Consider the following 24,001-nt stretch of genomic DNA (forward strand, 5'->3'; position numbering starts at 1 on the left):
TCCTTCGCTCTCGGGTTCACGCCGGCTCCTCCGCGCCCAGGTATCCGCAGGCCCGGGCGCGCTCCAGCGCCCGCTCCTTGGCCCCCGGGGCGTCCAGCGGGCCGTCCACCAGGCCGGCGAAGCCGATCACCACGCGGTCGCCCCGGATCGGGACCAGCCGCACCTCGACGGTCGCGCCGGGGTCGAACCGCACCGCGGTTCCCGCGGGCACGGCCAGGTGCCGCCCGTACGCCTTGGCCCGGTCGAAGCGGAGCCGGGGGTTGACCTCGAAGAAGTGGAAGTGCGAGGTGACGCTGATCGGCACCGCGGCCGTGTTGGTGACCTCCAGCGTCACCGCGTCCTCGTCGTCCTCGGCGCCCGGCCCGTCCTCGTCCGTACCGGGCAGCACCGCGCCCGGCCCCGCCGGGTCCACCGCGTCGCGGCCGAACGGATCGGTGACCACGGCGAGCCGGGTCCCGTCGTCGAAGACCGCCTCGACCTGGACCTCCCGGACCACGTTGGGCACGCCGGGCAGCACGTCGTCGGCGGTGAGCACCGACCGCCCGGCCTCGATCGCCTCGTCCAGGCGGCGGCCGTCCCGGGCGGCCTCGCAGACCGTGTCCGCGATCAGCGCGATCGCCTCGGGGACGTTCAGCCGCAGCCCGCGGGCGCGGCGCGCCCGGGCCAGCTCCGCGGCGGCGAACAGCAGGAGCCGGTCGCGCTCAGTGGGCGTCAGATGCACGTGGATCACCTCATGACCCGGGTGAAATGCCCCGGGATAGGAAGGTGAGCCAGATTAGACCACGAGCAGGAACGTTCCTGCAATAGGTTGACGGAATGTTCCTCTAGAAATCTGCCGAACCGTTGCACCGTGTACCGTTGGCGGTGATGAAGGCACGAAAGCGGATCACCCTGCTGGACGTCGCCCGCGCCGCCGGCGTGTCCAAGACCACCGTCTCCGACGCCCTGAGCGGTCGCGGCAGGCTGCCCGCCGCGACCCGTGAGCGGGTGGCCGCGGTCGCCCGGGAACTGGGGTACGTCGCCAACCGGAGCGCCCGGAACCTCCGCGGCGGCCGCACCGGGGCCATCGGGCTCTACTTCCCCGACCGCACGATCGGCCTCCAGTACTACATGGACCTCGCCATCGGGGCCGCGGAGGAGGCCCTCGCGCACGACGTGGCGCTCACCCTGATCCCGGCCATCCACGACCCCGCGGACCCGCCGCCGCTCTACGTCGACGGGGTGGTCGTCTCCGACCCCATGCTCGGCGACCCCATGCTCCGGGCGCTCGCCGAGCGCCGCATCACGGTCGTCACCTGCGAGCGCGACCTGACCCCGGGCGCCCAGCACGCCGGCCGGGTGGAGTCCGACCACGGCGCGGGGATCCGCTCCCTGCTCGACCACCTCGCCGACCGGGCCGAGCGCATCGCGCTGCTCTGCCCGGGCGAGGAGACCGCGTTCGGCCTGGACATCCGCACCGCGTACCGGGCCTGGTGCGCGGAGCACGGCCGGGAGGCGCTCGTCTACGACGTGCCGTTCGTGTGCGCTCCCGAGGACGTGGGCCGGGCGGTCGCCGAGGCCCTGCGGTCACCCGGGGGAGTGGACGCGATCATCTCCGTGCCGGACGGCGGCGCGACCAGCGCGGTCCAGGCCGCCTTCCAGCAGGGCCGCCACGTGCCCGACGACCTGCTCGTCGCCTCGTACGTCGACAGCCCCAGCCTGCAGAGCCTGATCACCCCGATCACCGCGATTGACATCGCCCCCCGGGAGATGGGCCGCCGGGCGGTGCGGCTGCTCGCCGACATCCTCTCCGGCAAGGCCGAGCCGGGCACGGTCGAGGTCCTGCCGATCACGCTGAGGGTCCGGGCGAGCACCTCGCCGGCGCGCCACCGAGGCCTGGACCGGGATCTCGCCCCCTCGTAAGGGCTCGTCGGGGCCGCGTACGGCACCGCCGGTGCCTCGGCCGGCCCTGCCGGCGGCTGACCCGTCCGGCCGCGGGTCACCGCTGGCGCCCTGGCCGGCCCCGCCGGTGGCTGACCCGCCGCGTCACCGGCACCGCCGGCGCCCGGCCCCGCGCCGTCCAGCACCGCCGGCCTGGAATCGCGCTCGCCGGCGGGGCCGGACCTAACGCTTGTGGAGGTGGCCGTCCGGCCAGGCGTGCCTCGGCGCGGCCGGCCGGGATCTCACATGTGACGGGCCTCGCGTTCATGGGCGTGACGGGTCCGGGACGTCGGGTTCGCAGAGGTGGCGGGCCCGGGCACGCGTCGCCGCCGGCCTCTGCCGCGTCTTCGGCTGGACCGCCGGCCCGAGCCCGCCGCCGTACCCGGGTGACCGGGGGAGGGGACGACGCCGCCGCGGCATGCGTAGCCCGGGCGGTCCGCATGCGGGCACCCCGGCGATCGGCCCGGATCGCCGCCAGGGCGCGCCGGGGCGGTGCCGCAGCGCGGGGCATGCCGTACGGCCGGCCGGTCACGGCCGGGCGGCCGCGGCCGGGCCGGGCGGGGGCCGGATATCGCCCGGGTTGCCGTGGTGTTACGGCGCCCGCCGGAGAAGGGCGTCCGCCCAGCTCAGCGGGGCCGTCCGGGCATATTCCCTTTAAAACAAGTAGGGAATATTGACTTCGTCCGGGAACGATGCGACCGTGGGGACCATGAGTCAAGCGAGCCCCTTGACCCGGCGTGCGCACGTCGACCTGTGCCACGTCGCCAGCGCCCTGTGTCGGCGCCTCGCGTAGCAGTCACCGACCGTCCTCTCCTGCGCCGCACGGATCCGATCGTGCGAGCGGACTCCCGCACCCACACTGCTAGCGAAGGGCTACCTCATGTCCCCCCTCCCATCGCGGCGGGCCGTACGCGTGCTCGCGCCCCTCGTCATCACCGTCCTCCTGGCCACGCTGTCGGCGTGCGCCCGCGGCTCCGGGCCGTCCGGGCCGGAGCTCGCGCTCGACGCGCCGCTGCCCACCCAGGTGCCGGAGGGAACCCGGCTCCGGATCGGCGACCCCCAGACCAAGGTGGCGCTCGAGCTCTCCGGTGAGATCGGCAAGCTCTCCTTCGAGGTCGAATGGGCCAACTTCAGCGGCGGCCCCCAGACGCTCGAGGCGTTCCGCGCCGACGCGCTCGACGTCGGCTCGGTCGCCGACATCCCGCCGATCCACGCCACCTGGATCGGCCTGCCGGTCAAGATCGTCGCGGCGAAGTTCCGCAAGGACCCCCTCGACCACCCGGTCTACGAGCTCGGCATCGCCCCGGGGGTGCACGTCCGGACCCTCGCCGACCTGCGCGGCAAGCGGATCGCCTACAGCCCCGGCCAGGCGCAGGGCGCGCTCGTCCTGCGGGTGCTCCGGAAGGCCGGGCTCACCAAGGACGACGTGACGCTGGTCGAGCTGCCGAGCACCGGCGACGTCTACGTCAACGCACTCGCCAGCCGGCAGGTCGACATGGCCCCGCTCGGCGGCGTCAACATCAAGCGCTACCTCGCCAAGTACGGGGACCGCGGCGCGGCCACGATCCCCCATGGCGTCCGCGACGACCCCACCCACCTGTACGTCCGCACCGAGACCCTGCGGGATCCCGCCAAGGCCGCGGCCATCCGCGAGTACGTCCAGGCCTGGGCCCGGGCGGCCGTCTGGGTCTACGAGCACCCCGAGGAGTGGATCCAGGGCTACTACGTCAAAGACCAAGGGCTGAGCCCGGCCGACGGCGCCTACCTCGTCAAACAGGCGGGTGAGCCGGACATCCCCGCGAGCTGGACCGACGTCATCGCCCGCCACCAGGAGACCATCGACCTCCTCGCCGCGGAGAGCGGCAACCCGGTGATCAACGCGAAGGACCTCTACGACCTGCGCTTCGAGCGCGTCGCCGCCGACGCCATCAGGAAGAAGGGGGCGTGATGGCAGACACCAGAACCCGGCTCAGGCGAGTGCCGCCGGTGCCGCCGGAGGCGGGCACCTCCGCGGCGCCCACGGTGCCCGCGACCGCGGCCCCGCCCGCCCCGCCCGGCCCGGGCGGCCGCCGGGCCAGGCGCAGGCTCGGCCCCGGCGACCCCATCCGGTTCGGCCCCCTGCTCGGCCCCGCGCTCCTGCTCGGCGCCTGGGCCGCCGGCTCGGCGACCGGCCTGCTCGACCCCCGGTTCCTCCCCGCCCCGTGGACCATCGCCGGCACCGCGATCGACCTGATCGAGAGCGGCCGCCTCCAGGAGAACCTGCTCACCTCGCTGCAGCGGGTCGGCCTCGGCCTCGCCTTCGGGACGGTGCTCGGCACCGTGCTCGCGGTCGTCTCCGGGCTCAGCCGCTGGGGGGAGTCGATCATCGACGGGCCGGTGCAGATCAAGCGGGCCATCCCCACGCTGGCGCTGATGCCGCTGCTGATCCTCTGGCTCGGCATCGGCGAGGGCATGAAGATCACCACGATCACGCTCGGCGTCCTGGTGCACATCTACATCCAGACCCACAACGGCCTGCGCAGCATCGACAGCAGGTACGTCGAGCTCGCCGAGACGCTCCGGCTCACCCACCGCGACTTCATCCGCAAGGTCGTGCTCCCGGGCGCGCTGCCCGGATTCCTCATCGGGATGCGGTTCGCGGTCACCGCCGCGTGGCTGTTCCTCGCGGTCGTCGAGCAGATCAACTCCACCAGCGGGATCGGCTACATGATGGACCTCGCCCGCTCCTACGGCCAGACCGATGTGATCTTCGTCGGCATCGTCCTGTACGGCCTGCTCGGCCTGGTCTCCGACGCGGCGGTCCGCCTCGTGCAAAGGAGGGCACTGGCATGGCGGCGCACGCTGGCGGGCTGACCGCGGTGGCGCCCGCGGTGCGGGTCTCCGGCCTCACCCGGGCCTACGGCGACCGGGTCGTCCTCGACTCCCTCGACCTGGAGATCGCCCCGGGCGAGTTCGTCGCCCTGCTCGGCAAGAGCGGATCCGGCAAGAGCACCCTGCTGCGCGCCCTCGCCGGCCTCGACCACGACGTCGCGGGCGGCGGCGTGGTGGAGGTCCCCGAGCGGGTCTCCGTGGTCTTCCAGGACTCGCGGCTGCTGCCCTGGCAGCGGGTGCTCGCCAACGTCGTCCTCGGCCTCGACGGCCCCGACGCGGCCGAACGCGGCCGGGAGAGCCTCGCCGAGGTCGGGCTCGCCGGGCGGGAACGCGCCTGGCCCAACGAGCTGTCCGGCGGGGAGCAGCAGCGGGTCGCCCTCGCCCGCTCCCTGGTGCGGGAGCCCCAGCTGCTGCTCGCCGACGAGCCCTTCGGCGCGCTCGACGCGCTCACCCGGATCCGGATGCACGCGCTGCTGCGCCGGCTCTGCGACCGGCACCGGCCGGCGGTGCTGCTCGTCACCCACGACGTCGACGAGGCGATCGTGCTCGCCGACCGGGTGCTCGTCCTGTCCGACGGGCGGATCACCACCGAGCGGACCATCGACCTCGACTCACCCAGGGAATCCACCGACCCCCGCTTCGCCGAGGTGCGCGCCCACCTGCTCGCCGCGCTCGGCGTCACCGGAGAGGAGAGACCATGACCACCCCGAACCGGCAGCTGCACCTCAACCTGTTCATCTACCCGGCCGGTCACCACGAGGCCGCCTGGCGGTACCCCGGGTCCGCCCCGGACCGCGTCCTGGACATCACCTACTACCAGGAGCTCTCCCGCCGCGCCGAGGCGGCCAAGTTCGACGCGGTCTTCTTCGCCGACGGGCCGGCGCTGCCGGACAACATCCGGTACGCCAGCCGGTTCCGGCTCGAGCCGTTCACCTGGCTGTCGGGCATCGCCGTGGCCACCGAACGGATCGGGCTGATCGGCACCGCGTCCACCACCTACTTCGAGCCGTACAACCTCGCCCGGCTCTTCGCCTCCCTGGACCACCTCAGCCGGGGCCGGGCCGGGTGGAACATCGTCACCACCGGCGCAGCGAACGCGGCGCAGAACTTCGGGCTCGACGAGCACCCCGTGCACGCCGAGCGGTACGCCCGGGCCCACGAGTTCGTCGACGTGGTGACCAAGCTCTGGGACAGCTGGGAGGACGAGGCGCTGGTCGTCGACCCGGAGTCCGGGGTCTTCGCCGACACCGACCGCATCCACCCCATCGACCACGCCGGGAAGCTGTTCCGGGTGCGCGGTCCGCTCAACATCCCCCGCTCCCCGCAGGGCCGCCCGGTGTACGTGCAGGCGGGCTCGTCCGAGGACGGCAAGGCCCTCGCCGCCAGGTACGCCGAGGCCATCTTCACCGCGCACCAGACCATCGACAGCGCCCGCTCCTTCTACGCCGACATCAAGAGGCGGGCCAAGGCCGAGGGCCGCGACCCGGACCAGGTCAAGGTGCTGCCCGGGCTCAGCCCGTTCATCGGCTCCACCGAGGCCGAGGCGCTCCGGCTGCAGCGGGAGTTCAACGAGCTCACCCAGCCCGAGTACGGCCTGGAGCAGCTCCGCCGGGTGCTCGGCGTCGACCTGTCCGGCCACGACCTGGACGAGCCGTTCCCGCGCGAGCTGATCCCGGACGACCCGGAGCTCAACGCCGGCAGCCGGTTCCAGCTCATCGTCGGCATCATCGACCGGGAGCGGCCGACGATCCGGCAGCTGCTGCACCGGCTCGCGGGCGCGCGCGGGCACTGGGTCACCGCGGGCACCCCCGAGCAGATCGCCGACCGGATCGAGGAGTGGTTCACCACCGGGGCGGCGGACGGCTTCAACGTCATGCCCCCGTACCTCACCGGCGGGTTCGACGCGTTCGCCGAGCACGTGGTGCCGATCCTGCAGCGGCGCGGCCTGTTCCGCACCGAGTACACCGGCACCACCCTGCGGGACCACTACGGCCTGCCCCGGCCGCGCAGCCGGTTCGCCGCGCCGGTCGTCCCGGCGCCCCGCCGCGAGCCCGCCGCGTCCGCGCCGGCGTGACGAAGGGCGGCTCCGGTGCCCAGAGCCGCGACGGCTCGGGCTCCCGGAACCGCGACGGCTCGGGTTCCCAGGGCTACGGGTCGGCTCGCCGGATCCGCAGCCCTCGGGACCGAGGCCCCGTTCTCCGGGACGGCCGGTCCCCGGAGGGCGGGGCCGCCCCGCGCGATCGCCTGCGCTCCGAGACCTTTCGGGTGCGGAGGTTCTCGCGGTGGGGCCGGGGTACGGGTCGCGGGCCGGGGGAGAGGGGGTGAGCCGATGCCGGCTCCCCGCCGAGCCCGGCGAGCCGGACCCGTGCCGAATCCGGAAACTGAGGCGCGGGCCTCACCGGCACGGCGGCTTCAGCCCGCCCGGAAGGCCGGACCGGGCGCATGACACGGCGGGCCCGGCCGTCGCCGGGCCCGCCGTCCGGTCCTGATCACGCGCCGTGATCGCGAACCTGGCCCGGGTCAGGCCGTCAGCGCTGCAGCGTCAGCAGGGCCGGCCGGTACGGCAGAAGGTCGTAGTCCCCGCCGGAGTTGGTGGCGCGTCCCTGGTAGAGCAGCTGCAGGTTGCACGGATCGACGGTCTTGGTCTGGTCGGGGTTGGTGCGCACCAGATCGCCGTGGCTGATGTCGTTGGTCCAGGTGGCGCCGCTGTTGGCCTTGCCCGCGAACGGGTTGCTCTCGGTCGCGGCCTGCGGCGTCCACGTGCCGTCCAGGCTGGTGGCGGTGAAGGAGCGGAAGTAACGCCACCCCTGCGAGCCGATCGCCTCGACGAGCATGAGGTACTTGTTCTGGCCCTTGAGCGTGTAGACCTCGACCCCCTCGAACAGGTTGTAGGTCGAGTCGCTCATGACCACCGTCGCGGACGAGCCGAAGTTGCCGGGGAAGTTCTGGATGGGCATGCTCGCCCGGTAGATCTTGCCGTTGTCCCCGGCGAAGAACAGGTACATGTTCTTGTCATCGCCGATCAGCGTCTGGTCGATGGGCCCCGTCGCGGAACCGGAGATGCTCCCGGTGAACAGGGGCTGCTCCTCCGACCAGCTGTACGGGTTGCTCGGATCGGTGGAGGTCCGGTACGAGAAGGGGTACCGGCCCCACTGGTAGGCGAGCACCCAGATGTTCTTCGGGGCGAAGTAGATCAGCGTGGGCGCGACGGCGGAGAAGGGCGTCTCGATCTGGCGGGCCGTCGCCATGTCCGACCAGTTCGTGAAGGGGTCGAACATCATCGACCCCCATCGCGTTCCGGTGTCGTGCGTCGTCGCGTAGACCAGGTGCTTGCCGTTGTAGACGACGTTGGTGAAGTCCTTGAGCGAGACCCACCCCGACCTCGGGTTCGCCAGCGGGCCCGTCGACGTCCACCGGTACTGCGACGGCAGGTCGCAGGTGACCGACGGCGTCGGCGACGGGGTGACCGACGGCGTCGGGGACGGGGTGGACGACGGGGTCGGGGACGGAGGAGGCGTGCCCGGGCCGCCGGTGCAGGGCACACCGTTCAGCGCGAACGAGGTGGGCGCCGGGTTGGAGCCGGTCCAGGAGCCGTTGAAGCCGAAGTTCACGCTGCCGCCGCTGGGGATGTCGGCGTTGTAGTAGACGTTGGTGGCGGTGACCGACGAGCCGGACTGGGTGTGGGTGGCGTTCCAGATCTGGGTGATCTGCTGCCCGGCGCCGAAGGACCAGGTCAGCTGCCAGCCGTTGATCGCGTCACCGAGGTTGTGGATGGTGACGTTGGCGGTGAAGCCGCCCGGCCAGCTCGCGCTGATCTCATAGTCGACCCGGCAGGCGATGGCGGCCTGGGCGGGCTGCGCCGTCACCCAGCCGGCTCCGGCCAGCAGAAGGGGAACGACGCCGATCGCGAGGCGGCGGCGCAGAGTCCGCCTGGGCAGGGCCGCGGTCGGGGCGGCGGAGCTGCGTGGTGACCGCGCTCGCCAGGGCATACGCATCTGCAGATCCTCCTCATCGTTCACGTCCGGCCGCCGTCGAAGCCGCTCGGGCAGCGGCCGGAGCGGTCGTGGTCGGGCGCGCGGCAGGACCGTGCCGTGGGCCACGGGATTCAGGCAGGAGAAGCGCCGCGCGGGGTCGCTCCCGCGCGATCGACGCCGCGCCGTGTGCGCGAAGAGCGCACTCCACCAAGGCCTCGCGAACGACGGTCCTCAAGCACCTCCACTAAGAGGAGGAAATCGCCTTGCGCAGAGGTTTGTAAAGAAAAGTGTCAAATACTCCGCGAAAGTTTCATTGCTCGCCGGCGCGGGGCCGGTGACGCGCGGTGGGCCGCCCGCCGGTGCGCCGTCACGGCGACCTGGCCTTCGACCCCACCGCCCGCGCGACCTTCCCTGCGGCGTTCGCGCCCGGGAGCGCCGTCGTCACCACCGGGCTGAGCGAGCACCCGGCCCCGGGCGGCCGGCGAATCGCGTGCCCGCGGGGCACCGCGGCGGCGGCGGTTCACGCCGGTGCGGCGGCGCTCCTCCTCGTACGGCGGGGTCGCCCGGCTGCCGGAGGCCCGCTCGGCAACGACCTGTACGGCTGGCTCGCCGCCGTGGCGACCGGACCGGACCGGGCGCGGTGCCGGTGCGGCCGCATGACGGTCGCTGGAAATCTACGATGTAAAGGGCACCGCGTTTGGACACGCGTGTCCATGACTTCACCACCACGGAGGGCCGGCCATCCTGCGATCGGCGACGGAACCCGCGGCCGTTCGCGCAGCCGCCGTCCGGGTGCCCGGCGGGGGAGGAGGCGGCCACGTCCCCGGAGCGCCGGCCGGGCTCACGCGGTGAACCGCTCCATGACCTCGTCGATCATCGGCTTGCCGTTCAGCAGCAGCGCCGCGGCGAGCAGCGAGGCGAGCAGGGCGAGCACCGCCTCGGTGGCGAGCAGCGTGATGGCGGCCGCCACGATCAGCAGGCTCGCGTTGCCCACGGTGACCCGGGGCGAGCTGAACAGGAAGTACACGGCCAGCCGGGCGATGTCCCGCCCCCGGAACTCGAACAGCGAGGTGATGACGAGGGCGTTGACGAGCCACAGGGTGCCCGCCGCCGCGGTGAGCACAAGCAGCCCCGCCCACCACCGGGGCACGCCGGCGGCGGAGAAGTTCATCAGGGTCAGCCCGACGATGCTCATCCAGGCGAGCCACGGCACCCAGATCTTCAGCACGCCGCGCACGTTCATCGCGTAGCCGCGCCAGAACGCGCGGGCGGGGTGCAGGTCGGTCAGGTCGAGGCGGCGGCGGTGCACCGCGTACAGCGCGGCGGACAGCGCGGGGCCGACCGGGAGCAGGCACAGCGCGGCCAGCGGGACGTTGCCGGGATCGCGCTCGAGCAGGACGAGCCCGATCAGGCCGGGCAGGGTGGTGGCGAGGAAGAGCAGCTCGATGACGAGCAGGGTGTAGATCAGTGCGGCGGCGCGGGAGAGCGGGCCCTCACCGAACCGCCGTTCGGCCGTCGATTCCATCAATGGGGGACTCCGGAGCGATTCGTGCGGTCATGGCAGGCCGGGGGTGCCGGAGCCCGGCCGGCCACGGCCGTGCCCCGGGAGCGCCGGCGGCGGGCCGGGGCCGTCCCGCGGCGGGCCGGGAATGGCCGCGAGGGCCGGCCGCCCTCGATCTCCGCGCCGCCTGCCCGCGGAGACCAGGGGGTGACCGGCGCCCCGCGGCCGGCGGCGCGCCCGGCCGAACCCGTCCCCATCGACCAGGCGCGCCACGTCGTCACCCGCGCCGGACGCCTCCGGTGAGGCGCACGCCGAGCGTCAGCCGTGCTGCTGCTTGTACCGCTCGTACGCGTTGTTGATGAGGTTGATGTAGGCCGACATGTTCTTGCCCTCGAGCTCGGCCACGTAGGCGTCCCACTCGTCGAGGCTGCGCTTGCCGAGGATGAACTGGAGCGTGTTCTGCATGACGTGGTCCTTGAGCGGGGTCTCCCACAGCGTGGCCTGCTCGCGCTCCTCCTCGGTGAGCGGCCGGGGCGGGGCCACCGGCATCGCCCGCCGGGAGTTCATCACCTTCTGGAACTCGATCTCCTCCTCGGAGAAGGTCGACTGGAGCAGCTCGGTGCTGCCGCCGTACGCGAACACACCGTTGGAGAAGCCGAAGTCCTGCTGCAGGTGCTTGGGCGCGCCCGGGTTGAGCCCGACGAAGTCGACGTCCTTCGTGAGCCTGAACTTGCCGGAGGCGTCCCTGGTATAGGTGACCCCCTCGACGCCCCACTTGGCGAAGATCTGGCCCTCGTCGGAGTACCAGAGCCAGTCGATGAACTGCATCATGGCGACGAAGTTCCTGCTCTCCCGCGCCTTCTTGGAGATCATGATCCCGTTCTCCAGGCGCGTGTCGTTCGGCGTCGCCTTGATGGGGCCCATCGGCCCGATGGGCACCGGGATCTTGACCAGCTTGGCCTTGGGGTTCGCCTTCTTCAGCGGCGGCCGGTACTCGTTGACCAGGACCTGCGCGTTGGCGCTGATCACGAAGGACTTGCCGGACACCAGCTTCTGGATCGCCTGCTCGTCGGTCTGGGTGAAGCTGTCCGGGTCGAGCAGCCCTTCCTTCACCAGCCCGTTGAGGTACTGCAGCATCTGCCGGTACGCGTCCATCGCACCGGTGTAGACGAACTTCTGCGCGTTGGGGTCCCAGGTCACGCCGTTGAGGAAGCCCCAGCCGCCGCGGGCGCCGAACGCCATGCCGATGATGTTGAGCAGCGCGCCGCCGGGCGTGGGGTTGTTCCACCGGTCGGTCCAGGGATAGGAGTCCGGGTACTCCTCCTTCATCGCCCTGAGCACCTGGTGCAGCTCCTCCAGGGTCTGCGGGATCTGCAGCCCGAGCTTCTCGAGGATGTCGACCCGGATCGCCAGGGAGTAGTCCACCCAGTAGTCCTGGTGGAGGCCGGGGAGCAGGTAGAAGCGGCCGTCGGCCTGCCGGAGCGTGTCGATGTCGGCCTGGAGGTTCCACTTGGCGACCTTGTCCTTGAAGTGCGGCATCAGGTCGATGTAGTCGCTGACCGGCAGGATGGCGCCGGAGGCGACGAACGCGGTCTCCTGCCCCGGATAGGTCTTCGGGATGATCAGCGGGGCGTCGCCGGCGCCGATGAGCAGGCTCCGCTTGTTCTCGTAGTCGCTGAGCGGCACCACGTTCGGCTCGAGCGTCACGTTGGTGCGCTTGGTGAGCTCAGACCAGAACAACCAGTCCTTCTTGATCGGGTAGAAGGGGTGGTTGTTGTAGAGGATGCTGAACGTCAGCGGAACCGTGGCCTTGAACTGCTTGCCGACGCCGTAGTCGGGCATCGCGCCATCGCTGTGCGCCGACAGGTCCTCGCCCGAGGTCTTGCTCTTGTCGCCGTTACCGCCGTCGCCACTGCACGCGGCGAGCGCGAAGAGGGCGCCCATGGTGACGAGCGCCTGACGCCTGCTCATCTCGACCATCTGGGGGTCCTTTCCCTGGGAACGGGGTGGGTGCGGGGAAGCCTCGGGTGGGTCACCCCTTGACCGCGCCGAGCATGACGCCGGAGACGAAGTACCGCTGGACGAAGGGGTAGACCAGCAAGATCGGGATGACGGTGAGCACCATGGTCACCGACTTGATGTTCGTGGCCACGGTGAGGTTGGTGGCGTCGGCCCCGACCGAGGTCGCGGAGGTGGCCCCGGCGATGAGGTTGCGCAGGTACACGGTGACCGGGAACAGCTCCGACTTCGTCATGTAGAGGAAGGCGGAGAACCACGAGTTCCAGAAGGTGACCGCGTAGAACAGCACCATCGTGGCGATCACCGCCTTCGACAGCGGGAGCACGATCCGGAGCAGGATGCCGTAGGTGTTCAGGCCGTCGATGGCGGCGGCCTCCTCGAGCTCCTTCGGCAGGTTCTCGAAGAACGTCTTCATCACCAGGAGGTTGAAGACGCTGATCGCGTTCGGCAGGACGATGGCCCAGATGGTGTCCTTGAAGCCGAGGCTGGTGATGAGGACGTAGTTGGGGATGAGGCCGCCGGAGAAGAACATCGTGAAGACCGCGATGCCGATGAGGAACTTGCGGCCCTTCAGGTGCTGCTTCGACAGCACGTACGCGTAGCTGGTGGTCAGCACCATCGCGATGAACGTGGCGACGACCGTGTAGACCACCGTGTTGCGGTAGTTGATCCAGAACATCGGGTCGGACGCCACGTACGTGTACGTGTCGAGCGTGAACCCGACGGGGAAGATGCTGACCTTGCCGGCGCGGATGGCGTACTCGTCGCTGAACGACCGGGCGACGACGTTGAGGAACGGGTAGAGGGTGACGATCACGACGCCGGTCAGGATGACGCCGTTGATCACCCGGAATACGCGGTATCCCCTGGTCTGGTCGATGGTCACCACAGGCTGGCCCCCACCGTGCGACGGGAGATGAAGTTCGCCGACAGCACCAGGGCGAGCCCGATGATGGCCTCGAACAGCCCGATCGCCGCGGCGTAGCTGAAGTTGTTCGACACCACGCCCATCCGGTACAGGTACGTGGCGATCACGTCGGCGGTCGGGTACGTCAGCGGGTTGTAGAGCAGGAGGATCTTCTCGAACCCGACGGCCATGAACGTGCCGATGTTGAGGATGAGCAGCGTGACCACGGTGGGCCGGATGCCGGGCAGGGTCACGTGCCAGATCTGCCGCCACCGTCCCGCGCCGTCGATCCTCGCCGCCTCATAGAGCTGCGGGTCGATGGTGGTGAGCGCGGCGAGGTAGATGATCGTGCCCCAGCCGACGGTCTGCCAGACCTCGGAGGAGACGTAGACCGCGCGGAACCACTCCGGCTCCTGCAGGAAGGCGATGGGCTCGCCGCCGAGCGCGCGCAGGACCTGGTTGATCGGGCCGTCGAGCGAGACCAGCTCCATGACCATGCCGGCCACGACCACCGTGGACAGGAAGTGCGGCAGGTAGGAGACCGACTGGACGAACCGCTTGATGCGCTTGCTGACGAGCTCGTTGAGCAGCAGCGCGAGCACGATCGGCAGCGGGAAGCAGACCACCAGGGTCAGCGCCCCGAGGATCACGGTGTTGGCGAACACGTTCCAGAACGTGGGGTCGTTCAGGAACATGCGCACGTACCGCAGGCCGACCCATTCCTCGCCGAGGATGTTGCCTCCCGGCTCGAACCTCCGGAAGGCGATCACGTTGCCGATCATCGGCAGGTAGCGGAAGACCAGGAAGAAGAGGAGCGGCAGGATCGCCAGCGTGTAGAGCTGCCAATCGCGGCGCAGCGCCTCCCGCCAGGTGCGGTGGCCGGGGCGTTTCCCCCGGCGGGCGGGGCGGGTGCCGCCCGGGCTCGGGTCTCCGGTGGCCGGCGGTCTGTCGATCGTGCTGGCTGTGCTCATCCTCGTGCGTTTTCGGTGTCATCCGGGGGATGCGCACCGGCGGATGTGGCCGCCGGTGGTGGCCTCGTGCCCGGCGTCGCCGCGGTACGGCACCGCCGCCGGGCGCCCGGCACCGGGCCGGTGCGGGGCGGTGCCCGCCGCCGGACCGGCGGTGGCCCGGACCGTGGCCGGCGGTGCGGCCGCCGCCGCATGCCGCTCGAGCCGGACGGGGGAGCCGGCCCGCTCATGGCGGGGCGAACGGGCGCGGTGTGCCGAGGCGCTGGGCGGCGGCCTCGTGCCGATCGATGCCCGGCCGCTCATGTCGTTTCCCTTCGGCCCGGTGCCGCCGCGAACCACCCCCGGGATCCGGGCGGCGCCGAAAATTTCTTAGATGTCCTTTAATATTGCGGAAATATAAGAGTCGAAGTAAAGGGCAGTCAAGAGTGCGGTCAAGGGCGGATCAGGGGCGTTTCAAAGGCGTTATCGGCCGAGCTCTCGATGCTTCGCCTGTGAATCGGCGAACGGACGCTTTCGAAACTTTCGCGGTGAGCGCGGAAAGACGGCGCCGCCGCGCCCGCCGCGTGCGGCAGAGCCTCCGCCGTGGTGTTCGGACGCCGGATGGGGCGACCCGGCCGGGCGCCGCTCCACGCGCCCGGCGGCCGTGGCGACGGCGCAGGCGAATGCGATGGGGGAGGTACGCCGGCGGGGTCGGCCTCATCACACCGGCCGGCGCGCCGGTGAGCGGATCCGTCCCGCCGCCGATCGGCGGCATGCGGGCCTGACGCCCGCCCCGGCCGGTCCGCGCTCCATGTGAGGCGGTGCGGTCACCCGGTGGCGTGCGCGGCCTCGGCGTCGGCGGGGGCGCCGGCGGGATCCGGCGGGAAGCGCACGGCGGGGAGAGCCGCGTTGCGGAGGATCCGTTCGATCGTCGCGGTGGCCGAGGCGTACAGGTCCCGCCCCGCCTCGGTGAGGCGTACCAGGGAACCCCGCCCGTCGTCCGGCGACGCCGTGCGCTGCACGACGCCGGCGGCCACCATCTGGGCGATCAGCCGGGACACCTGGGGCTGGCTACGGGACACCTGCTCGGTCAGGTCGGACAGCCTCGTCCAGCCCGTCCGGGGAGCCAGGGCCGACATCAGCTCGTAGGCGCTGACACAGAGCTGGTGCTCGCGCGCGAGCTCGCGCTCGATGGTCTGTGTCAGCCGGTTGCAGACGCGCATCATGGCGAGCCAGCTGATCACCAGGTCGTCGCTCACCTTCACCACGTTACCGGAGGACATACTTTCATGCGCATGCATATATTGGGTGTATGCACGACAGCACACGGACCACCCCCGCATCCCCGCCGCCGGTGCCGCCCGCACCGGACCCACCCGCCCCCTGGAGCGCCATGGCCGTGCTCGGCGCCGCCCAGCTCATGGTCATGCTCGACTCGACGGTCGTGAACGTGGCGCTGCCCACCATCGGCCGGTCGCTCTCGGCCGGCGCCGCGGCCCAGCAGTGGACCGTCGGCTCCTACGTGCTGATGTACGGCAGCCTGCTGCTCGCCGGTGGCCGCATCTCCGACGTGTTCGGGCGCCGCCGCTCGTTCCTCGCCGGCCTGGCGCTCTTCGGCGCGGCGTCCGCACTGTGCGGCCTGGCCCCCGGCACGCCGGCGCTGATCGCCGGGCGGTTCGTGCAGGGCGCCGCCGCCGCGGTGCTGTCCGCCGCAGCGCTGTCCGCGGTGCTCGCCATCTACCGCCTGCCCGGCCAGCGCAGGCTGGCGCTGACCGCGTGGAGCGGCCTCGGCGTGGTGGGCGCGACCATCGGCGTCATCCTCGGCGGGCTGCTCACCACGACGCTCGGCTGGCGATGGGCGTTCCTGATCAATGTCCCGATCTGCGTCCTGACCGGCATCGCCGCGCTGCGCGCGGTGCCGCCGCTCTCCGCCGTGCGGCGCAGGCCGCTGCGGCTGCCGATCGCGCTGCTCACCACCGCCGGCCTGGCGGCGCTGTCGTACGGGCTGATCCGCCTGCAGGACGGTGCCGGCACGGGGGCCGCCTGGCTGGGCATTCTCGTCGCGGCGCTCCTGCTGACCCTGGTGGCCGTACGGCAGGCCCGCGCCGAGGACCCGCTGCTGCCGTTGCACCTGCTGCGGCTGCCCACGTACGCGCTGAGCAGCGTCGGGCTCTCGCTCGCCGCCGCGGTGATGATCGGCGGGACGTACCTGGCCAGCGGCTACTTCCAGCGCGCCCACGGCATGGCGGCCATCACCGCGGGTCTCGCCCTGGTGCCCATGGGGCTGTCCTCGCTCCTGGCCGCCCTTGTCGTGCCCAGGCTGGCGGGCCGCCTCGGGTTCGCGCGGCTCTACCTCTGCGCCGCGGCCGCGCAGCTCGCCGGCGCCGGGATCCTGGTCATCAGCACGGGAAACGCCCTGATCGCGGGCGTGGCGCTGGTCATCATCGGGGCGGGGCTGCCGAGCAGCTTCGTACCGCTGTACACCATCGGCTCCTCCCACGTCCGGCCGGCCGAATCCGGTGTCGGGTCCGGCCTGCTCAACACCTTCAACCAGACCGGTGCCGCGCTCGGCGTGGCCGTCGCGGGCACCGTGGCCGCCGCGGCGGCCGCCTCGTCGCTGCGGGCCGGCGCCACCGCCGCCCAGGCCGGCACCCACGCCACGAGCGCCGGCTTCGCCGTGCTCGCGGCCTGCGCCGTGCTCGCGCTGATCAACGCCACCGTGCTGATCCGGCTCACCAGGCCGGTGAGCGCACCGTGACCACGCGGCTCCGGGAACGGGGCCGTCCATCGGCGGGTCCGTGCCGAGAATCCGCACGTTATGGGCCTGCCCCCCCGCGCGTGAGCCGGCCGGCCTTGCGGGGTGAGCTTGCCGGCGGTAAGCGCACCTCCTCGTCGGCCCGGCCGGCGCCGTACCACGCTCCGCCCGGTGCGTGATCGCCGGGCGGGAGCGCGGATGACCCGGCGCCCCGGCGGCCCGGCCGCGCCTGTGCGCCCGTGTGCCGGCGGCGCCACGGCGCATCCCGTGCGGCCGGCGTGCGGGAAGGAGCGGCCGCGCGGTGGGGGAGGACGGCATGCGCGCCGGCCGCCCGTGCGGCGAGCCGGCGCGCGGGCCGTGCGGTGTGAACCCTCATGAGGAAGCGGTCACGGGCGGTACAGGACACTTTGGCAATGCGCCCTTTTTGCCCTCTTTACACCATCGTAAGGTCGAGTGTACGGTTTTGACCGAAATCGGGTGACGATTGCCATCGATCACCCGTGACATTGCCGTGACCGTGCGTCCCCTTGGGGACCAGTTCCCAGCGCAAGCGCACGGCCGCCGAATCCGCGCTCCCCGCGGAGCCGGGACACCCACCCACCCAGGGTGAAGCGCCGCGCCCCTGTGGCGCGCCGCAGGGCGCCTCCCGCCCCATCCTCTCGGCCCGGCCCGGCGGCATGGAAGCAAGGAGTCAACCCCTTCATGTTCGATTCCCTCACGTCCCTCTCCGTTACGAAGCGGCTCGCCGGCACCCTCCGGCGCCTCCGCGCCGCCCTCGCCCTCACGGCGGCCGTCGCCACGGCGGCGACCGCCCTCGCCGTGACCGGACCGGCGCACGCCGATCTCGTGCTCACCTACGGCGAGGACGTCTCCGGCCACGAGCCCGACCACGACTGGACCGCCAGCAAAGCCGAGTTCGGCATCGTCAAGGCCACCGAAGGGCTCACCTTCCGCGACCCCTCGTTCGCCCGGCACTGGCGGGAGCTGGACAAGAAGGGCATCGTGCGCGGCGCCTACCACTACGCGCACCCCCGCAACGATCCCATAGCCGAGGCCGAGCACTTCCTCTCCGTGGTGAACGAGCAGCCCGCGAAGCCCGGTGACCTGCTCGTGCTCGACCTGGAGACCACCGACGGGTACTCCGTGGACCACGTCAACGCCTGGGCCAAGAAGTGGCTCGCGCACGTGAAGGCCAAGACCGGGGCCACGCCGCTCTTCTACAGCGGCTGGAACTTCGCCAACACCTACGGCCGCGGGCTCGCCGAGTACCCGCTCTGGGTGGCCCACTACAGCCGGCCCAAGGGCGACGTCACGCCGCCCGCCGACTGGAAGGAGTGGGTCATCCACCAGTACACGGAAGACCCCATCGACATGAACGTCTCGCGGCTCACCCCTGAGCAGCTCCGCGCGTTCGGCCGTCCCTGATCCGGCGCACGGCACGCGCCCCTGCCCGCCGTACGGCACCGCGGCATCCGTCCCGCGGTGCCGTACGGCGCGGGCGGCACCGGGAACGGCACCGCGCTCCGGGGACGCGCGGCCCGGCCCTCGCGGTCTCCCGACCCGGGGTGGGTCTGCGCAAGGCCGCTCGCCGGCCGGACGGTCCGGTCCTGGGGCCGGCGCTGGCAGGTCCGCCGACCGGCGAAGCACGAGCGGCCCAAGAAGGCGACCGTCACCCGGGCGGCCGTTCGGCGGTGAGCGCCTTCACCCGGCCCGGAACCCTCGTGGTGCCCCTGCCCGCGGCGGCGCCGGGCGGGGCACGCGAAGGACGGGCCCGGGCGGGTCAGGGGGAGTGCCAGCTCGAGTGGTGGTACCGGCCCGTGGTCTCGCCGCCCGGCGGCCCGTCCGGCGTGCGGTTCAGCGCCCACAGCCCGATCAGCACGGCGAGCGTGAACACCACCACCATCAGGGAGGCCAGGGTGAGGCGGCGGCGCCGCTCGCGGCGCTTCCACTCGGCGCGGGCCCGCCGGTAGGCGTCCGGCGCCGGCTGCACCTGGGCGGCGAGCAGGTCCAGCGTCTCCCGCAACCGCTCCTCGTGCGTCGACTCGCTCGTCATGATCGTCCTTCCATGGCCCGGGTGAGCGCCGCCATGCCCCGGGCCGTGTGCGACTTGACCGCGCCACAGGAGATGCCCATGGCGGCGGCGATCTCATGCTCCCGCAGGCCCAGCCAATAGCGCAGCACCAGGGCCTCCCGCTGGCGGGCGGGCAGCCGCTTCAGCGCGGCCACCAGCTCCCGCTGGTCGTCGCGGAGGATCGCCTCGGTCTCCGCCGAGATGACCTCGTGCCCCATCTCCTGAGTGTGCTTGCGGGCGACCTGGAGGTGGCGGAGCCGCATCCGGATCAGGTTCACCACGGTCCCGCGCAGGTAGGCGAGCGCGGCGTCCACGTTGCGCAGGCGGTGCCAGCGCCGGTAGAGCTGCCAGAACGCCTCGGCGACCACGTCCTCGGCGTCGTCCGCGCCGAGCAGCACGGCGAGGCGGAGCGTCGGCGTGTAGTGCCGGGCGAAGAGGTCGGCCAGGGCCGCGTCCCGGTCGCTCATGTCCACCGGACGCGCGCCGCCCTCCGGCTCGACGGCCTGCGCGGTCGGCGCCGGGGCCGGCTCCGGGCTCGGTTCCAGGGGCGGCTCCGGGCCGACGTCCACGGCCGGCTCCGGCGGGTGCAGGCGCTCCTCGGGCGATGGCCGGGCGATGACGGGGGTCTTTCGCTTCATGCGGACCTCACGGGCAGCGAAGGGAGGGGATCGTCCGGGTGCCGCCTGGGCGTCCAGCGGCGCACGGCGGCGAGCGCGAGGGTCACCGCCGCGTTGACGACGAGGGCGACCACCGCGGCGTACGCGGGGAAGGCGACGCCGAACGCGCGCACCGTGACCAGGGCGGAGAAGCCGCCCCAGACGACCATCAGCGTCCCGGAGGCCATGCCGGCCGCCCAGCCGGCGAGCAGGGCCCGCGCGTCCCGCCACCGGGTGAACAGCCCGAGCGCCACGGCCGGGAAGGTCTGCAGGATCCAGACCCCGCCGAGCAGCTGGAGGTTGATGGCGTCCCGGTTCCGCAGCCCCAGGATGAAGGCGACCGCGCCCACCTTGGCGATCAGCGAGATCCACTGCGCGACCCTGGCCTGGTACTTGGGCGTCGCGTAGGGCTGGAAGTACTCCACGTAGATGTTGCGGACGAACAGGGCCGCCGCCGCGATCGACATCACCGCGGCGGGCACCAGCGCCCCCACCACGAGCGCCCCGAGCAGCACCCCGGTGAGCGCGGACGGCATGAGCTCCTTGACCAGCAGCGGGACCGCCGCCTCGGCCGTGCCCGAGGGCGCGTCGACCCCGGCGGCGAGCGCGGCGATCCCGAGCATGCCGAAGAGCCCGAGCACGGCCGTCCAGCCGGGCAGGGCGATGGACACCTTCCGCAGGGTCGGCGCGCTCGACGCGGCGAAGGCGGCGGTGGTCACGTGCGGGTACATGAGCAGGGCGAGCGCCGAGCCCAGGGCCAGCGTCGCGAACGCCGGGTACATGTCGGGGGAGAGCAGCAGCGGGGGGTGGCCCTCCGGGTTGCGCGCGGCGGCCTCGAACATCCGGCCGGTCCCGCCGAGCCGGTCGAGCACCGCCACCACCACCCCGATCACCGCGCCGAAGATCGCCGCCCCTTTGGCCAGGGAGATCACCGCCGGGGCGCGCAGCCCGTGCCGGAACGTGGCCACGGCGAGCACCGCGAACACCGCGATCAGCACCAGGTCCCCGCGCCACCCCTCCGGGTACAGCCCGCAGGCGCTGAGCACGGCCCGGATCCCCACGAGCTGCAGCGCGATGTACGGCATCGTGGCGAGGATCCCGGTGAGCGCGACCATCAGGCCGAGGGCCGCCGAGCCGTACCGCGCCTTCACATAGTCGGCGATCGTGATGGACCCGTGGTCGCGGGCCGCGCGCCACATCCGGGGGAGCAGCACGAACGCCAGCGGATAGACGATCACCGTGTACGGCAGGGCGAAGAACCCGACCGCGCCCGCGTCGTAGACCAGGCCCGGTACGGCGGCGAAGGTGTACGCGGTGTAGATGCTGCCGCCGAGCAGGAACCACGTGACGAGCCCGCCGAACCGGCGGTCGGCGAGCGCCCAGGACTCGAGCGAGGGAAGCTCGTCGGTGCGGCCGAACCAGCGGGCGGTCACGGCGAGGAGGGAGGTCCCGCCGAGGACGGCGAGGAACGCCGCGACCATCGGCTGGTCGATCGTCATACCCACCGCCACGGCACCGACATCGAGCTGGGTCCGGTTCACCGGCGAATGTAGTTCTAGTCGTCTGGTGGCGTAAACCAGAAGAGGTGGTTCCGCAACAAGCAGGCAACGAATCCGAGATCTGAAGGAGCCACATTGCGCGAGCTGCCCAGCCCACGGCACAGGCGCGCCGCGGCCCGCGTCCTGGCGGCGCTGTGCCTCCTCGCCCCGTGCCAGGCGCTGCTGTGGGTGCCCTGGTACGCGAAGGAGGAGCCGGCCCTGGCCGGCATCCCGTTCTTCTACACGTACCAGCTCATCTGGGTGCCGCTGACCGTGGCCCTGATGGCCGTCGCCCACCTCCTGCTCAGGTACGGCTCCCGCCGCGACGACGGCCACGGCTCATCCTGACCCGCCCGGCCCCGCATCCGCGGGCCGCCGTTGCCGCACGCCACAAGCACTCGGAGACCACCGTGACGGTTACCCCTCGTGCCAAACGCAAGCTCAATGTCAAGTCGGTGATCATCTGGACCGCCGTCTCGATCGCCGGCGCGGTCGCGTGGGGCGTGCTCGCCCTCGCCCGCGGGGAGAAGATCTCCGCGATCTGGCTGATCGTCGCCGCCCTCGGCTCGTACGCGATCGCCTACCGCTTCTACGCGAGGTTCATCGCGTACAAGGTGCTGAAGGTGGACGACACCCGGGCCACCCCGGCCGAGCGGCTGGAGGACGGGATCGACTTCCACCCCACCGACCGCCGGGTGCTGCTCGGCCACCACTTCGCCGCGATCGCGGGCGCCGGGCCGCTGGTGGGGCCGGTGCTCGCCGCGCAGATGGGCTACCTGCCCGGCACGATCTGGATCATCTTCGGCGTGATCTTCGCCGGTGCCGTGCAGGACATGGTGGTGCTGTTCCTGTCCATGCGCCGGGACGGGCGCAGCCTGGGCCAGATGGCGCGGGACGAGATCGGGAAGGTCGGCGGCGCCGTCGCGCTCATCGCCGTCCTCTCCATCATGATCATCCTGCTGGCGGTGCTGGCGATGGTCGTGGTGAACGCCCTCGCCAAGTCGCCGTGGGGCACCTTCTCGATCGCGATGACCATCCCGATCGCGCTCTTCATGGGCGTCTACCTGCGGGTGCTCCGGCCCGGGCGGGTGATCGAGACGAGCCTCATCGGCGTGGTGCTGCTCATCATCGCCATCGCCGCCGGAAGCTGGGTGGCCGAGTCCGGGCTCGCCGACACCTTCACCCTCAGCCCGCAGGCGCTCGTCGGCTGGCTCGTCGTGTACGGCTTCGCCGCCTCGGTCCTCCCGGTGTGGCTGCTGCTCGCCCCGCGTGACTACCTGTCGACCTTCATGAAGATCGGCGCCATCGCGCTGATGGCGGTGAGCGTGATCCTCGCCGCACCGGTGATGCAGACCGAGGCGGTCACCAAGTTCGCGCTCACCGGCGACGGCCCGGTCTTCGCCGGCGAGCTCTTCCCGTTCGTGTTCATCACGATCGCGTGCGGCGCGCTCTCCGGCTTCCACGCGCTCATCTCCTCGGGCACCACGCCGAAGCTGATCGAGAAGGAGTCGCAGGTCCGGCTCATCGGCTACGGCGCCATGCTCATGGAGTCGTTCGTCGCCGTCATGGCGATGATCGCCGCCTGCATCCTCGACCCGGGCCTGTACTTCGCCATGAACTCCCCGGCGGGCCTGCTCGGCCAGACCGTGGAGAGCGCCTCCGCCGCGGTGGCCAACCTCGGGTTCACCATCAGCCCCGAGGACCTGCGCGCGGCGGCCGAGGCGGTCGAGGAGGAGACCCTGATCGCCCGCACCGGCGGCGCCCCCACCCTCGCGGTGGGCATGTCCCAGATCTTCTCCTCGGTCTTCGGCGGTGAGGCGTTCAAGGCGTTCTGGTACCACTTCGCCATCATGTTCGAGGCGCTGTTCATCCTCACCACCGTGGACGCCGGCACCCGGGTCGGCCGCTTCATGCTCCAGGACACCCTGGGCAACATCTGGAAGCCGCTCGGCCAGGTCAACTGGCGGCCGGGCGTGTGGGCGACCAGCGCCATCATCGTCCTCGCCTGGGGCTACTTCCTCTGGGCCGGCGTGAACGACCCGCTCGGCGGCATCAACCAGCTCTTCCCGCTGTTCGGCATCGCCAACCAGCTCCTCGCCGCCGTCGCCCTCACGGTGGCCACCACCGCGCTGGTGAAGTCCGGCCGGCTGAAGTGGGCCTGGGTCACCGGCGTGCCGCTCGCCTGGGACGCGGCGGTGACCCTCACCGCGAGCTGGCAGAAGGTGTTCTCCTCCGACCCGACGATCGGGTTCTTCGCCCAGCGGGCCCGCTACGCCGAGGCGATCGAGCGGGGTGAGGTGCTCGCCCCGGCGAAGAGCATGGAGGACATGCACACCGTCGTGCTGAACTCGACCGTGGACGGCGTGCTCGCCGCGCTGTACGCGCTCATGGTCATCGTGATCATCGTCAACGCGCTGGTGGTGTGCGTGCGCGCGGTCAGGTCCCGCGAGCCGCTGCCCACCACCGAGGCGCCGTACGTCCGGTCGAAGCTGGAGGCGCCCTCCGGCCTGTTCGACTTCTCCGCGCGGCGGCGCCGGGAGCTGGTCGGCGCCGGCCCTGAAGGGACGTCCGGATCCTCGTGATGGTGACCCGCCTGCTCGGCCTCGTCCGGTGGTACCTCCGGGAGCTCACCGGTGAGGCCCAGTACGACCGGTACCTGGAGCGGCATCGCCGGATCCACCCGGACGCGCCCGCCATGTCGCGGCGGGAGTTCGAGCGGTGGCGCACCGACCGCATGGAGGGCAACCCGGGAAGCCGGTGCTGCTGATCCCGGAAAATTCTGTGCTGTTGAACACGGGGTGCCGGGCCGGTATCGGCTCCGGCACCCCGGTCTGTCTCGTGC

General features: G+C 71.9%; 20 protein-coding genes. 10 read left to right on the plus strand and 10 right to left on the minus strand.

The features are described 5' to 3' along the window. Nucleotides 1-16 precede the first annotated feature (16 nt). Entirely contained in the window at nt 17-721 is a 705-nt protein-coding gene (locus tag TBIS_RS07735; RefSeq protein WP_013131801.1) for an urease subunit gamma, read from the minus strand. Between the two features lie 146 nt (nt 722-867). Here TBIS_RS07735 and TBIS_RS07740 point away from each other — a divergent pair, with 146 nt between their 5' ends. From TBIS_RS07740 to TBIS_RS07760, 5 genes are all read left to right on the plus strand, one after another. Continuing rightward, entirely contained in the window at nt 868-1,902 is a 1,035-nt protein-coding gene (locus TBIS_RS07740; protein ID WP_013131802.1) for a LacI family DNA-binding transcriptional regulator, read from the plus strand. 898 nt (nt 1,903-2,800) lie between these two features. Continuing rightward, nucleotides 2,801-3,868 (plus strand): ABC transporter substrate-binding protein, encoded by a 1,068-nt coding sequence (locus tag TBIS_RS07745; protein WP_013131803.1) that lies wholly within the window; start codon nt 2,801-2,803, stop codon nt 3,866-3,868. Then, entirely contained in the window at nt 3,868-4,773 is a 906-nt protein-coding gene (locus TBIS_RS07750) for an ABC transporter permease (RefSeq protein WP_013131804.1), read from the plus strand. The genes TBIS_RS07745 and TBIS_RS07750 overlap by 1 nt, the downstream gene beginning before the upstream one ends. Further along, nucleotides 4,749-5,492, plus strand: a complete 744-nt coding sequence (locus TBIS_RS07755) for an ABC transporter ATP-binding protein (protein WP_013131805.1) — start codon at nt 4,749-4,751, stop codon at nt 5,490-5,492. The genes TBIS_RS07750 and TBIS_RS07755 overlap by 25 nt, the downstream gene beginning before the upstream one ends. After that, complete coding sequence (locus TBIS_RS07760) at nt 5,489-6,865, plus strand: LLM class flavin-dependent oxidoreductase (RefSeq protein ID WP_013131806.1); 1,377 nt, start codon at nt 5,489-5,491, stop codon at nt 6,863-6,865. Before TBIS_RS07755 ends, TBIS_RS07760 begins: the two co-directional genes overlap by 4 nt. A gap of 454 nt (nt 6,866-7,319) precedes the next feature. Here TBIS_RS07760 and TBIS_RS07765 read toward each other — a convergent pair whose 3' ends face one another. The 6 genes from TBIS_RS07765 to TBIS_RS18110 all read right to left on the minus strand — a co-directional run bounded on the left by TBIS_RS07765 (nt 7,320) and on the right by TBIS_RS18110 (nt 15,398). Further along, a complete protein-coding gene (locus tag TBIS_RS07765; protein WP_013131807.1) occupies nt 7,320-8,786 on the minus strand; it encodes a non-reducing end alpha-L-arabinofuranosidase family hydrolase in 1,467 nt (488 codons plus the stop codon). 820 nt (nt 8,787-9,606) lie between these two features. After that, nucleotides 9,607-10,290, minus strand: a complete 684-nt coding sequence (locus TBIS_RS07770) for a YesL family protein (protein WP_013131808.1) — start codon at nt 10,288-10,290, stop codon at nt 9,607-9,609. 294 nt (nt 10,291-10,584) lie between these two features. After that, on the minus strand, nt 10,585-12,237 hold the full coding sequence (locus TBIS_RS07775; RefSeq protein WP_241019599.1) for an ABC transporter substrate-binding protein: 1,653 nt from the start codon (nt 12,235-12,237) through the stop codon (nt 10,585-10,587). Nucleotides 12,238-12,298: 61 nt separating this feature from the next. Further along, complete coding sequence (locus TBIS_RS07780) at nt 12,299-13,174, minus strand: carbohydrate ABC transporter permease (RefSeq protein WP_041431332.1); 876 nt, start codon at nt 13,172-13,174, stop codon at nt 12,299-12,301. After that, the gene (locus tag TBIS_RS07785) at nt 13,168-14,163 is read right to left on the minus strand and encodes an ABC transporter permease (RefSeq protein ID WP_013131811.1); all 996 of its coding nucleotides are present in this window, start codon (nt 14,161-14,163) and stop codon (nt 13,168-13,170) included. Before TBIS_RS07785 ends, TBIS_RS07780 begins: the two co-directional genes overlap by 7 nt. Before the next feature lie 803 nt (nt 14,164-14,966). After that, nucleotides 14,967-15,398 carry a MarR family winged helix-turn-helix transcriptional regulator gene (locus TBIS_RS18110; protein WP_158306179.1) on the minus strand — a complete coding sequence of 144 codons (432 nt, stop codon included), beginning with the start codon at nt 15,396-15,398 and terminating at the stop codon, nt 14,967-14,969. A 53-nt stretch (nt 15,399-15,451) separates the two neighbouring features. Between TBIS_RS18110 and TBIS_RS07800 the strand changes: the two genes are divergently transcribed. Both TBIS_RS07800 and TBIS_RS07805 read left to right on the plus strand, forming a co-directional pair. Then, entirely contained in the window at nt 15,452-16,897 is a 1,446-nt protein-coding gene (locus TBIS_RS07800) for an MFS transporter (protein ID WP_013131814.1), read from the plus strand. Between the two features lie 699 nt (nt 16,898-17,596). Continuing rightward, nucleotides 17,597-18,319: a glycoside hydrolase family 25 protein gene (locus TBIS_RS07805; protein ID WP_013131815.1), complete on the plus strand. Its 723-nt coding sequence runs from the start codon at nt 17,597-17,599 to the stop codon at nt 18,317-18,319. A gap of 355 nt (nt 18,320-18,674) precedes the next feature. Here the strand turns inward: TBIS_RS07805 and TBIS_RS07810 are convergent, their stop codons facing one another. The 3 genes from TBIS_RS07810 to TBIS_RS07820 are packed head-to-tail and all read right to left on the minus strand — an operon-like array spanning nt 18,675 to nt 21,120. After that, on the minus strand, nt 18,675-18,947 hold the full coding sequence (locus tag TBIS_RS07810) for a hypothetical protein (protein WP_013131816.1): 273 nt from the start codon (nt 18,945-18,947) through the stop codon (nt 18,675-18,677). Then, nucleotides 18,944-19,603: a SigE family RNA polymerase sigma factor gene (locus TBIS_RS07815; RefSeq protein WP_013131817.1), complete on the minus strand. Its 660-nt coding sequence runs from the start codon at nt 19,601-19,603 to the stop codon at nt 18,944-18,946. The genes TBIS_RS07810 and TBIS_RS07815 overlap by 4 nt, the downstream gene beginning before the upstream one ends. Then, nucleotides 19,600-21,120 (minus strand): sodium:solute symporter family protein, encoded by a 1,521-nt coding sequence (locus TBIS_RS07820; RefSeq protein WP_013131818.1) that lies wholly within the window; start codon nt 21,118-21,120, stop codon nt 19,600-19,602. Before TBIS_RS07820 ends, TBIS_RS07815 begins: the two co-directional genes overlap by 4 nt. A gap of 135 nt (nt 21,121-21,255) precedes the next feature. Here TBIS_RS07820 and TBIS_RS07825 point away from each other — a divergent pair, with 135 nt between their 5' ends. The 3 genes from TBIS_RS07825 to TBIS_RS07835 all read left to right on the plus strand — a co-directional run bounded on the left by TBIS_RS07825 (nt 21,256) and on the right by TBIS_RS07835 (nt 23,926). Further along, nucleotides 21,256-21,507: a DUF3311 domain-containing protein gene (locus tag TBIS_RS07825; RefSeq protein ID WP_013131819.1), complete on the plus strand. Its 252-nt coding sequence runs from the start codon at nt 21,256-21,258 to the stop codon at nt 21,505-21,507. A 107-nt stretch (nt 21,508-21,614) separates the two neighbouring features. Then, entirely contained in the window at nt 21,615-23,741 is a 2,127-nt protein-coding gene (locus TBIS_RS07830; protein WP_280938085.1) for a carbon starvation CstA family protein, read from the plus strand. Further along, entirely contained in the window at nt 23,741-23,926 is a 186-nt protein-coding gene (locus TBIS_RS07835; RefSeq protein ID WP_013131821.1) for a YbdD/YjiX family protein, read from the plus strand. The genes TBIS_RS07830 and TBIS_RS07835 overlap by 1 nt, the downstream gene beginning before the upstream one ends. Nucleotides 23,927-24,001: the final 75 nt, after the last annotated feature.

Source organism: Thermobispora bispora DSM 43833, from assembly GCF_000092645.1.
GTDB lineage: Bacteria > Actinomycetota > Actinomycetes > Streptosporangiales > Streptosporangiaceae > Thermobispora > Thermobispora bispora.